This is a genomic window from Clostridium sp. ATCC 25772, assembly GCF_001573875.1.
In the GTDB taxonomy this organism is placed as follows: domain Bacteria; phylum Bacillota; class Clostridia; order Clostridiales; family Clostridiaceae; genus Clostridium_J; species Clostridium_J senegalense.
The window spans coordinates 1-12,665 of sequence record NZ_LFRG01000034.1 but is presented as its reverse complement, the minus strand read 5'-3'; the positions used below and the strand labels follow the sequence as shown (position 1 = coordinate 12,665).

The 12,665-nt window shown below is 28.6% G+C and carries 8 protein-coding genes; all 8 read left to right on the top strand.

Features of this window, described 5'->3' with window-relative positions; genetic code table 11:
- Positions 1–82: 82 nt before the first annotated feature.
- On the top strand, positions 83–1,351 hold the full coding sequence (locus tag AZI32_RS12175) for a S41 family peptidase (RefSeq protein WP_082761239.1): 1,269 nt from the start codon (positions 83–85) through the stop codon (positions 1,349–1,351).
- A 609-nt stretch (positions 1,352–1,960) separates the two neighbouring features.
- A complete protein-coding gene (locus tag AZI32_RS12170) occupies positions 1,961–3,244 on the top strand; it encodes a hypothetical protein (RefSeq protein ID WP_242865300.1) in 1,284 nt (427 codons plus the stop codon).
- 38 nt (positions 3,245–3,282) lie between these two features.
- Complete coding sequence (gene uvrB, locus AZI32_RS12165; RefSeq protein ID WP_061996102.1) at positions 3,283–5,268, top strand: excinuclease ABC subunit UvrB; 1,986 nt, start codon at positions 3,283–3,285, stop codon at positions 5,266–5,268.
- A gap of 57 nt (positions 5,269–5,325) precedes the next feature.
- Complete coding sequence (gene uvrA, locus AZI32_RS12160; RefSeq protein WP_061996101.1) at positions 5,326–8,148, top strand: excinuclease ABC subunit UvrA; 2,823 nt, start codon at positions 5,326–5,328, stop codon at positions 8,146–8,148.
- 81 nt (positions 8,149–8,229) lie between these two features.
- Entirely contained in the window at positions 8,230–8,670 is a 441-nt protein-coding gene (locus tag AZI32_RS12155; protein WP_061996100.1) for an FHA domain-containing protein, read from the top strand.
- Between the two features lie 21 nt (positions 8,671–8,691).
- Entirely contained in the window at positions 8,692–10,128 is a 1,437-nt protein-coding gene (locus AZI32_RS12150) for an FtsW/RodA/SpoVE family cell cycle protein (RefSeq protein ID WP_061996099.1), read from the top strand.
- The gene (locus AZI32_RS12145) at positions 10,121–11,545 is read left to right on the top strand and encodes a penicillin-binding protein 2 (RefSeq protein WP_061996098.1); all 1,425 of its coding nucleotides are present in this window, start codon (positions 10,121–10,123) and stop codon (positions 11,543–11,545) included. The genes AZI32_RS12150 and AZI32_RS12145 overlap by 8 nt, the downstream gene beginning before the upstream one ends.
- A gap of 244 nt (positions 11,546–11,789) precedes the next feature.
- Positions 11,790–12,392, top strand: coding sequence for a metal-dependent hydrolase (locus AZI32_RS12140; protein ID WP_061996097.1), 603 nt, complete (start codon positions 11,790–11,792; stop codon positions 12,390–12,392).
- Positions 12,393–12,665 lie beyond the last annotated feature (273 nt).

The following is a 12,665-nucleotide window of genomic DNA, read 5'->3' as shown; positions in this document are numbered from 1 at the left end:
TGTAAAGATTAATAAAAAAATGTTATAATTATTAAGTATTTACATAAATAATATATATATGTGAATTTAAGGAGTGAAGAAAATGAGTGATGAAAAGAAAGAGTTAGCTCACATAGGGGAAAATAACAAGAAAAGTAATAGACGAAGTAAATCCATTACATATACGGTGCTATTATTAATTTTAACTAATATAATTACTGCATTTGTAGTTACAATGGGTTCAGTTAGATTACCTAATGGAAAAGTTGTAGTAAGTCAAAAGACCTTTCAAAATATCTTAGCTTTTGAAAAGTTATACACAGTTAAGGATAAAATAGATAAATATTATATAGGAGAAATAAATCAAGACAATTTAATAGAGGGTGCGGCTAAAGGAATGGCTGCTGCACTTGGCGATCCGTATACAACATATATGAATCAAAAAGAGTTCACTGAGTTTACAACTCAAACTGGAGGAAGCTATGTTGGGTTAGGGATACAAATAGGGGTTAAAGAAAATAATATAGTTGTAGTATCAACATTTGAAAATTCTCCTGCAAAAGAGGCGGGAGTTATGGCTGGTGATATTATAATGTCAGTAAATGACACACCAGTAACAGGTAATGAGGTAGATAAAGCGACATCTATGATGAAAGGTAAAGAAGGAGAAACTGTAAAATTAGTTGTTTCTAGAGCAGAAGAACAAATGAATATAGATGTAGTTAGAAAACAAATAGATTTAGTTACTGTAAATTATGAAATGATTGAAGATAAGGTAGGATATATACAAGTATCTATGTTTGATGAGCATACAGCTAAAAACTTTGAAAATGCTTTAGCTAATTTATCAAAAGATGGCATGAAAAGTTTAGTAATAGATTTAAGAGAAAATCCAGGTGGACTTTTAGACCAAACAGTTGAAATGAGTTCACAGTTCGTAGAACAAGGGAAAACAATAGTTTACACTGAAGATAAAAATGGAAATAGAAAAGATTATAATTCAGTAGGTGGAAATAGTATAGGAGTCCCTATTACTGTATTATGTGATGGAAATAGTGCTAGTGCATCAGAAATATTTATAGGAGCACTTAAAGATTATGGTGTTGCAACTATTGTAGGTGAGAAAACTTTTGGTAAAGGTGTAGTTCAAACTACATTTTATAGAGATCAAGATGGATTTGGAGATGGTACTGCATTAAAAGTTACTATTTCTAAATACTTTACTCCAAATGGAAAAAACATTCATGGTTTAGGAATAGAACCAGATGTTAATGTTAAATATCCAGATGAGCTAAAAGAAAAAGCTTATTCTAGAGAGAATGATCCACAACTTAAAAAAGCCTTAGAAATAGCAAGAGAAAAAATAAAATAGTTTACAAGAATAACTAGTTAGTGATGAGATGATTTTTAAATACAATACATAGAAAGGTTTATTTTTACAACCCTTTCCATGTATTATGAAAATAACTCATTAATTAACTGGTTATTTTTATATAAGGGATATTAAATAAAATAATAGGTCAAATTATTTGTTTATATTGTGAAATTCTATAGGAAAGCAAGCTCTCATTTGAATTTATTCAATAACTTTAAAATATTTTCATATAAAATGTAGTATTGAATTATAAGTACTTCGGAGCATGTCTCACTATTTTGGGTATCCAAGTTTTGAAATGGATGATTTTAAAATTCAACTTGGAACTATACACATGAATAAAAGCTAATAATAATGACTGCATTACTAAAAACAGGTTATAATGTTTTTCACAAAGTACACTTTAAAATTTTTATATAGTATTTTTTATATGTTTGAAATAATTTTAAGTATATAATTTTAAAATTAATTATACTAAAAATAAAAATATAAGTTATAATTAATAAAGATTATTGAACAATTATTTGTTTTAGCAAATATTTATGATATATTAATATAATTATAGCGACAATTGTAAATTTACAACATGATTAGGGGGATTTTTATATGGAACTTTTAAAACACACTTTAACTCAAGTAGCATATGCACTTGTAAATCCTACATATTCAATGTTTTTAATATTACTTGGATTTATTTTCTATTTAAAAAATAAAAGAAATAATAAAATTGAATATATGGTGATGGGACAAAAAAATGTTTCTGCCTTTGAGTTAACAATATCCCAAATTGTTATAGGAATATTTGGAGGAGCATTAGCTAGTATACTTATAACTCTTTTAGGTATTAATTTTGATGCACAGTCTAATGTATATATTATATTTATAATATCCATAATTCTAATGATGGTTAATCCGAGATTTATATGTCTTTCTTATTCAGGTGCTATTTTAGGCCTATTCTCTTTGATATTTTCATTAATAGGAGTACTTATAAATAAACCAGAAATTAATATTTTTGTAGTGGATATAATTAATTTAGTAGCTTTAATTGGTATTATGCATTTTGTAGAAGGTATTCTAGTTATGGTTGACGGAAAAAGAGGTGCTATACCTATTTTTGGAAGTAGAGATAATAAAATTGTAGGTGGTTTTGCTTTTAAGAGATTATGGGCTCTTCCAGTAGTATTACTTATGGCTATAGCAAATAATCACGGTGTTACAGGCGATGTTATTAATACTCCAATTTGGTGGCCTTTATTAAATCATAAAGAAAATAAAATTTTATTTGAAACAGTAGTACTAGCGGCACTTCCCTTATATACTGTAGTTGGTTATACATCAGTTACTTTTACAAAAACAAAAGGGAAAAAGACGTTGATGTCAGGATTATATATATCTTTATACGGATTAATATTAATAATATTGGCACCTATTGCAAAAATAGGAGTTATAGCTAAATTTTTGTTAATATTGTTCATGCCAATAGCTCATGAATTAATGTTAAAAATTCAAAGGAAAAGAGAGGTTAATGGAGAACCTATATATATTAGTGATAATGAAGGAATTATGATTCTAGATGTTGCTAAAAATTCTTTTGGTGAAAAAATAGGATTGAGGTCAAAAGATATAATTTTAAATATAAACAATTTAGACATGAATGATGATGAATTCATTTTTAAATTTATGGAGCAAGTTCCGAACAATCTTTATATGGAAATAAAAAGAGGAACAGAAAAATTATTTATAAATGAAACTGTTGAAAAAAAAATAAGACCTGGAATAGTAATAGTTCCAAGGGTTATACCCAATAAAAACAAGGTCTTAAAAATTGAAAATACTTTTGAAGATATATTAAGAAAGATTAAGGAAAGAGATAAATCTGATAATTAATATAGAAAACTAATTACAGTAAAGAGAGGGGTATCTATATGGGTGAGTTTAAAATACATTCCAAATTTAAGCCAATGGGAGATCAACCCAAAGCTATTGAAAAGCTTACTAAGAGTATAAAAAATAGCAAAAAGTTTCAAACTTTATTAGGTGTAACTGGCTCAGGAAAAACATTTACCATGGCCAACATAATAGAAAATGTTCAAAAACCTACTTTGGTTTTAGCTCATAATAAAACTTTAGCAGCACAGTTATGTTCAGAATTTAAAGAGTTTTTTCCTAACAGTGCTGTTGAATATTTTGTTTCTTATTATGATTATTATCAACCAGAAGCTTATGTAGCCCAAACTGACACCTACATTGAAAAAGATGCCAGTATAAATGATGAGATAGATAAACTAAGACATTCAGCCACAGCTTCGTTGTTAGAGAGAGAAGATGTTATAGTTGTGGCATCTGTATCTTGTATATATGGTTTAGGTAACCCTGAGGAATATAAAAAACTTACTGTGTCAATAAGAGAAGGTATGGAAAAAGACAGGAATGAAGTAATTAGAAAATTGATTGATATACAGTATGAAAGAAATGATATAAACTTTGTTAGAGGAACTTTTAGAGTAAGAGGTGATGTTTTAGATATATTTCCAGTATCATCAACCAATAAAGGAATTAGAGTAGAGTTTTTCGGAGATGAAGTAGATAAAATAAGAGAATTTGATGTTTTAACTGGTGAGATAATTTCAGGAATGAAGCATGTATCTATATTCCCAGCATCACACTTTGCTACTTCAAAAGAAAAATTAGAGATAGCAATAGAGCAAATAGAAATAGAACTTGAGGAAAGATTAGAAGAACTTAAAAATCAGGATAAGCTATTAGAAGCTCAAAGATTGAAACAAAGAACTAATTTTGATATAGAAATGATTAGAGAAGTTGGTTATTGTACAGGAATAGAAAATTATTCTAGAATATTAGATGGAAGAGCAAAAGGAACTCCACCACAAACATTAATGGATTTCTTTCCAGATGATTTTCTTTTGTTTATAGATGAAAGTCATGTTACTCTTCCACAAATTAGAGCTATGTATGGAGGAGATAAGTCAAGAAAAACATCTTTAGTAGAGTATGGATTTAGACTTCCTTCCGCCTATGATAATAGACCTTTAAAATTTGAAGAATTTGAAGAAAAGCTTAATCAAGTAGTTTTTGTAAGCGCCACACCGGGCCCTTATGAAAATGAACATTCACAAGAGGTTGCAGAACAAATAATAAGACCTACAGGACTTTTAGATCCAGAAATAGAGGTAAGGCCAATAAAGGGGCAAATTGATGATTTGTATGGTGAAATTAAAGAAACAATTTCAAAAGGTTTTAGGATATTAGTAACAACTTTAACTAAAAGGATGGCAGAAGATTTAACAAAATATTTAAAGGATTTAGGCATTAAAACTACATATTTACATTCAGATATTGATACTATGGAAAGAATGAAAATAATAAGAGATTTAAGAATAGGTGAGTTTGATGTATTAGTTGGAATAAACCTTTTAAGGGAAGGATTAGATATTCCAGAAGTAGCACTTGTGGCAATATTAGATGCAGATAAAGAAGGATTCTTACGTTCTGAGACATCTTTAATACAAACTACAGGTAGGGCTGCAAGAAATTCGGAAAGTAAGGTTATAATGTATGGAGATAGGATAACAAAATCTATGAAAAAAGCTATAGATGAAACTGTAAGAAGAAGAGAAATACAAAATAGATTTAATGAAAAACATAACATTGTACCTAGAACAATAATTAAGGATATCAGAGAAATAATAGAAATATCCACAGTTGCAGAAGAAACCCTTGAATATAGTCCACAATTAGATAACAATGAAGTTGATATAACAAAAGAAATAGAAAAATTGGAAGAAGAAATGAAATTAGCAGCTAAAGATTTACAATTTGAACGTGCTGCTGAGTTAAGAGATAGAATACAACAATTAAGTAATATTCAAAAAAGTAATGAAAATAAGTAGAAGTTTAGTTGCTTTTATATGACTAGAAGAAAAATTAGAAAATTAGAGGAGAAAGTAATGAGAGATAAAATTTTTATAAAAGGAGCAAAAGTACATAATCTAAAAAATGTTGACTTAGAAATTCCAAGAGATAAGTTTGTTGTATTTACAGGACTTTCAGGATCAGGAAAATCTTCCTTAGCATTTGATACATTGTATGCAGAAGGTCAAAGGCGTTATGTTGAGTCATTGTCTGCCTATGCAAGACAGTTTTTAGGGCAAATGAATAAACCAGATGTAGAATATATTGAAGGTTTATCTCCAGCAATATCAATTGATCAAAAAACTACAAGTAGAAATCCAAGGTCAACAGTAGGTACAATAACAGAAATATATGATTATTTAAGATTATTATATGCAAGAGTTGGAACTCCTCATTGTCCTAAATGTGGAAAAGTAATAACTCAACAAACTGTAGATCAAATGGTTGACCAAATAATGAATTTAGAACATAGGACTAAAATACAAATTCTAGCACCTATAGTTAGAGGTAAAAAAGGAGAACATGTAAAAATCATAGAAAATATAAAAAAGAATGGTTATGTGAGAGCTAGAATAGATGGAACTATAGTAGATTTAATAGAAGAAGAAATAAATCTAGAAAAAAATAAAAAACATACTATAGAAGTTATTATAGATAGACTAGTTGTAAAAGAAGATATAGAATCAAGGTTAGCGGATTCTATAGAAACTGCCTTAAAATTAGGAGAAGGTCTAATTATAGTAAATGTAATAGATGGTGAAGATATATTATTTAGTGAACATTTTGCTTGTATAGAATGTGGAATTAGCATAGGAGAAATGTCACCTAGAATGTTTTCATTTAATTCTCCTTTTGGAAAGTGTGATAAATGTGATGGTCTAGGTACATTGATGGAAATAGATGAAAATCTAATAATTCCTGATAAAAGCAAAAGCATACTTGAAGGAGCAATAGTTACATTTGGAGATAGTAGTTTAAAAGAAGATTCATGGACATTTTCTATATTAAAGGCTCTTAGTAAAGAATATAAATTTTCTTTAGATACACCAATAGAAAAATTACCAAGAGAAGTCTTAGATATAATATTATATGGAACTAATGGGAAGAGAGTAAAAGTAGAATATACTAAAGAATTTAGGACAGGAATATATAATCATGATTATGAAGGAGTAATAAATAATTTAAAACGTAGATACTTTGAGAGTAATTCTGATTATATAAAAAGAGAAATAGAGCAATATATGAGTGATAATCCATGTCCAAAATGCAAAGGTGCACGTTTAAGTAAAGAAGCATTATCTGTAACAGTGGGAGAAAAAAATATATTTGAATTTTGTATAATGGCTATAAATGATGAATTAAAATTCTTAGATGAATTAAAATTATCAGAGAAGAATAAAGTTATTGCAGAACAAATTTTAAAGGAAATAAGAAGCAGATTAACATTTTTGATAGATGTAGGATTAAACTATTTAAACTTAACACGTTCTTCTGGAAGTTTATCAGGAGGAGAGGCACAAAGAATAAGATTAGCAACTCAAATAGGATCAAGTTTAATGGGAGTATTATATATACTTGATGAACCAAGTATAGGACTTCATCAAAGGGATAATGATAGATTAATAAAAACACTTAAACATTTAAGAGATTTAGGCAATACATTAGTTATAGTTGAACATGATGAAGATACTATGAAAGCTGCAGATTTTATAGTAGATATAGGTCCTAAAGCTGGAGAGCATGGTGGAAACATTGTAGCTGCAGGAAGTATTGAAGAAATAATGAAATGTGATAATTCTATAACAGGTCAATACCTAAGTGGTAAAAAGAAAGTTCAAGTTCCAAAAGAGTTTAGAAAACCACAGGATAGAAAGATAACAGTTGTTGGTGCTAAACAAAATAATTTGAAAAATGTAACTGTAGACTTTCCATTAGGAGTATTAGTATCTGTTACAGGTGTATCAGGTTCAGGTAAAAGTACACTTGTTAATGAAATATTATATAAAGGATTAAATAAAATTTTAAATAATTCTAAAAAAATACCTGGATTATATAAAGAAATTAAAGGCTATGATCAAATAGATAAAATTATAAATATAGACCAAAGTCCAATAGGAAGAACACCAAGAAGTAATCCAGCAACATATACAGGTACCTTTGATTTGATAAGAGAAGTGTTTTCTACTGTTCCAGAAGCTAAGATGAGAGGATATAAACCAGGGAGATTTAGCTTTAATGTTAAAGGTGGTAGATGCGAGGCATGTAAAGGCGATGGAATAATAAAAATAGAGATGCAGTTCTTATCAGATGTTTATGTGCCATGTGAGGTTTGTAAGGGAAAGAGATATAATAGAGAAACTTTAGAAGTGAAATATAAGGGCAAAAGTATAAATGACATATTAGAAATGACAGTGGAAGAGGCAATTAAGTTCTTTGAAAATCACACAAGAATAGTTAATAAGCTTGCAACTTTAATGGATGTTGGATTAGGCTATATAAGGTTAGGTCAACCTTCAACTACATTATCTGGAGGAGAAGCGCAAAGAATAAAACTTGCATATGAATTATCTAAAAGAAGTACAGGTAAAACATTATATATATTGGATGAGCCTACTACTGGATTGCATATAGATGATGTAAATAAACTAATAGGAATATTACAAAGACTAGTTGATAGTGGTAATACAGTAGTTGTTATTGAACATAATTTAGATGTTATAAAGTGCTCTGATTATATTATAGATTTAGGTCCAGAGGGTGGAGAAAAAGGTGGAACTATATTGTGCACAGGAAGTCCAGAAGATATATGTAAGTGTAATAGTTCTTATACAGGACAATATCTAAAAAAGATGTTATAATTGACATGAAAAGCAATAAAAACTAATAAAATACTGAATAAAACAGCATTAAAAATGTTGTTTTATTTACTATAAGGAGTAATGCCTATGGCCAATTTAAGTTTTATATTTAAAATAATAATCGTTATAATAATTTATTGTATTATTTTTTATGCTCTAAAAATTATGTACAAAGATGTAAAAAATGAAGGCAAAAAGAAACCGAGAAAAACTAGTAGACTTAAATTTGGATTAGAGATTATAAAACAAGGACAAAATCCAAATTTACAAGAAGGTTCTGTTATCCCATTAAATGAACAACTTACAATGGGTAGGGCAGAAGACAATACTGTTGTTCTAAAAGACAAATATGCATCGTCTCATCATATGAAAATATATATGAAAAATGGTGAGTACATATTAGAAGACCTGAAAAGTACAAATGGTACCTTTGTAAATGATAGAGCAGTCTCCAATAAAATAGCCTTGAAAAAAGGATATATAATTAAAATTGGATCATCAGAATTTAAAGTTATTAACTAAAGATGGTGAAAGGAGAAGGTTATGCATAACTTAAAAGAAGAAAAACGAGTCTTAAGATTTACTTATTTATTAACAGTGATACTCTTTGTTAATGTAACCGTAATTTCACCAACCTTTGATAAGGTATCTCTTGTTATGGGAGGTATGATGTGTGGGCTATTAGGATATTCCCACTTTATAATAAGAAAATTTTATCCTGATGGAGATAAATATATATTATTATTTTCTAATCTTTTGGCGGTTATAGGAATAGCAATGCTTTCAAGATTAGATATTCCTATATCAGGAGGTGCTTTTATTGAAGAAGGAACTAGAACATTTTTGGCTGCAAAACAAATAATATTTTTTACTATTGGAATAGCAGCATTTATAATGGTTGTTGTAATACTTCCAGATCTTAAAAGTTTTAGTAACTATAAATATATTTATTTGGTTATAACCATAGTATTTATGTCAATGGGTACACTATTAGGTCAAACAATTGGTGGAGCAAAGAACTGGGTATCAATAGCTGGATTTACTTTTCAACCATCTGAGTTTGGTAAAATAACTTTAGTAGCTTATTTAGCATCTGCTTTAAAGGATTATGGACAGGTGCCTAGTTATGTAAGAAGGCTTTTTAATAAAGCAAATTCAAAATTAGAAAGTAAAAAAGAAGAGATAAAACAGTTACAAGAAACCAGTGCTGAAAATAATGAAGAAATAAAAAATGAAGAAATAAAAAATGAAAAGATAAAAAATGAAAAGATAAAAAATAGAAATTTAAGTGTAAATAATATACTAAGCTTAGCAGAGCCAGCGGCAGTAGTAGCAATATGTCTAATGTTTATGCTATTACAAACAGACTTGGGATCTGCATTGATATTTTTTGGAATTTCAGTGACTATGTTATACATTGCTACTTCTAAGAAAAAATATGTTTTAATATCATTAGGACTATTTGTAATTGGAGCAGTAGCAGGTTATTTCTTATTTGGTCATGTTAGGGTTAGGGTTATGATATGGAAAGATCCATGGAAGTATGGATATAATGAAGGATTACAATTAGTTCAAGGACTAATATCCTTATCGGAAGGTGGAGTTTTTGGTACGGGATTAGGTCTTGGATATCCTAAATTTGTTCCAGTTGTAACGACAGACTTTATATTTTCAGCTATATGTGAAGAAATGGGAATACTTACAGGTATAGCAGTTATGTTAATATACTTTTTATTATTTTATAGGTGCATTAGAGCTGCTATATATGTTAAAGATAAATTTTCAAGATTATTAGCGGTAGGATATAGTACTATGATAGCCTCTCAAGCATTGGTTATTATAGGAGGTGTTACTGGCGCAATACCTCTTACAGGAATAACATTGCCTCTAGTAAGTTATGGTGGAAGTTCTCTTTTAATAACTTATTTCTCACTTGGAATTATTCAAAAGATTTCAGAGGAGGGCAATAGAGATGAGTAATAATGAAAAAAATAACATAGCAGATAACATAAAAAAAGTACTTATAGTTTTTCTTGCATTTTTTATAGCTTTAATAAGTTATATAAACTATATTTATGTATTTAAAAGTGATGAATATAAAGAAAGTGCATTTAATAAAAGACATCAGGCAGAAAGAGATAAAGTACTTAGAGGAACTATATTTGATAGAGATATGAATGCATTAACTAGTAGTGAAAAAAATGGAGAGTTTGATCAAACTAGAAAATATTTATATCCAGAACAATTTGCACATGTTATAGGTTACTATGATGTAGTGTATGGGTTAAGTGGATTAGAGAAAAAATTTGATAAAGTATTAAGTGGAAATGATGAATTTTCCTTGAAAAAATACTTTGGTAAAGACGAGGATGAAGTTGGAAATAGTATTGTAACTACTTTAAATAAGCAGTTACAATTGGCAGCTTATGATGCGTTGGGAGATCAAAAGGGATCAGTAGTGGCATTGAATCCTAAAACAGGAGAAGTGTTAGCTATGGTTTCTAAACCAACATTTAATCCTAATAACTTAGAGGAAATATGGGATGAATTATCACAGGATGAAGAAACTCCGTTTTTAAATAGATCAACTGCAGGATTATATGCGCCGGGGTCTACATTTAAAGTTGTTACTGCAATATCAGCAATAGAAAACATTTCAGACATAACAACTAGAACTTTTCAAGATGATGGTGTAATATACTTTAATGATACTACTTCATTGGAAAACTATGATAGAATACCACATGGTTCTATAAATTTAGAACAGGCTTTTTCAGTATCAAGTAATGTGGTCTTTGGAACTTTAGCAATGGAACTTGGAAATGATAAGTTAAAAGAAACAGCAGAAAAATTTTATTTTAATAAAGAAATTCCATCTTCAACATTAGTATTAGAAGATAGTAGTTTCCCAACATATAAAAAATATGAGCAGGGAAATATTGCACAAAGTGGTATAGGACAAAGTGGCGTTTTAGCAAGTCCTATGCAAATGGCACTAATTGCTAGTGCTGTTGCAAATGATGGTGTTATGATGGAACCTAATGTTGTTAAGGAAGTTATAGATCCATCTGGAAATAAAGTTTCAGAAGTAGAATCAAAAGAAATAGGAGAAGTAATATCTCCAGAAACAGCACAGATTTTACAACAGTATATGAGAACGGTTGTCACTAGTGGAACAGCAACAAATGCGAATTTATGGAATGTTGAAGTTTGCGGTAAGACAGGAACAGCAGATCATGATAGTGGTGATAAAGTTCCACATAGTTGGTTTATTGGGTTTGCACCTTATGAAAATCCAGAAATAGCTTTTGCAGTCATACTAGAAGAAGGCGGAAATTCATCAAGAAATGCTGCTGAGGTAGCTAAAGACATGTTAAGTAGTTACTATGGAGAGTAAATAATAACAAAGACATATTATCTAATAATTTTAGGTGATATGTCTTTTTAAATTATGAGGATAATAATCCTTTATATGATATAATTTAATACTACTACTTTTTAATATACTTAAAGTAGTGATTTTATATACAAATTAATCTTTTGTAGTATAATTTGTATAAGATATACAATAAATCAAAACTGAATTTAAATTTATTTTGCTTTGTTTATAAAAATAGAAATTTGGTGTGAGGTGTTATATAATGACAGGAAAAACTCACCTAAGTGTAGGTGTAACAACCTTTATGTATTTTAGTGACAAATTACCCGGGAAATATGTATTATTAAGTCTATTATTTACGATTATTGGGTCTATGTTTCCTGATATAGATCATCCTAAAAGTATACTTAATAAGTATCTGTTACCATTTAGAAACAATACGACAAAAGTTGTAGTTTATCTATTTGTAGGTATTTTAATAATCTATTTAGATACAACATATAAAGGGTCTATGATATTTAAAATTATGGGAATAAGCTCTATATTAATAGCACTATCACCACATAGGACAGGATTTACGCATAGTGTTTTTGGCGCGTTAATGACTACTTTTATTGTAGCTGCATTTTCTAAAGCATACGATTTTAAAAATTTGCAATATTATTTTATGTTAGGATATATAGGACATTTAATTTGTGATATGTGTACTAGAAAAGGAGTGCCACTTTTATATCCTATAAAAAACAATAAATTTAAATTTCCTATGGCATACAGTAGTAGTTCAAAAAGAGGGAAGTTTATAGAAAATATAATTATATTAAGTAGTATAATTTATTCAACATTAAAATTGCCAACATTATTTTAACGTTATAAGTAAAAATTAAAGTACATATAGGGGAACAAAATTTAACTTTAAATTATTCATCAAATCTTTGTTATCCGTTGAGAAAAATAAGTAATAATCACCACAACGCTTAACTAGTTGATATTAACTTTTAATATTAAGTAAAGGGGTGAATAACTGTTAAAGCAAACCTATAAATATCTATAAAAAAATATTATTATTTTATAGATATAGTTGTATAATTTAATTGAGGTGATAAAGTATGAAATACTACTCAATAGGAGAATTTGCAAC

Bases quoted from the DNA above. Each gene is read 5' to 3' on its own strand.
- AZI32_RS12175 (WP_082761239.1), top strand. From the start codon at position 83: ATGAGTGATGAAAAGAAAGAGTTAGCTCACATAGGGGAAAATAACAAG.
- AZI32_RS12170 (WP_242865300.1), top strand. From the start codon at position 1,961: ATGGAACTTTTAAAACACACTTTAACTCAAGTAGCATATGCACTTGTA.
- uvrB (WP_061996102.1), top strand. From the start codon at position 3,283: ATGGGTGAGTTTAAAATACATTCCAAATTTAAGCCAATGGGAGATCAA.
- uvrA (WP_061996101.1), top strand. From the start codon at position 5,326: ATGAGAGATAAAATTTTTATAAAAGGAGCAAAAGTACATAATCTAAAA.
- AZI32_RS12155 (WP_061996100.1), top strand. From the start codon at position 8,230: ATGCCTATGGCCAATTTAAGTTTTATATTTAAAATAATAATCGTTATA.
- AZI32_RS12150 (WP_061996099.1), top strand. From the start codon at position 8,692: ATGCATAACTTAAAAGAAGAAAAACGAGTCTTAAGATTTACTTATTTA.
- AZI32_RS12145 (WP_061996098.1), top strand. From the start codon at position 10,121: ATGAGTAATAATGAAAAAAATAACATAGCAGATAACATAAAAAAAGTA.
- AZI32_RS12140 (WP_061996097.1), top strand. From the start codon at position 11,790: ATGACAGGAAAAACTCACCTAAGTGTAGGTGTAACAACCTTTATGTAT.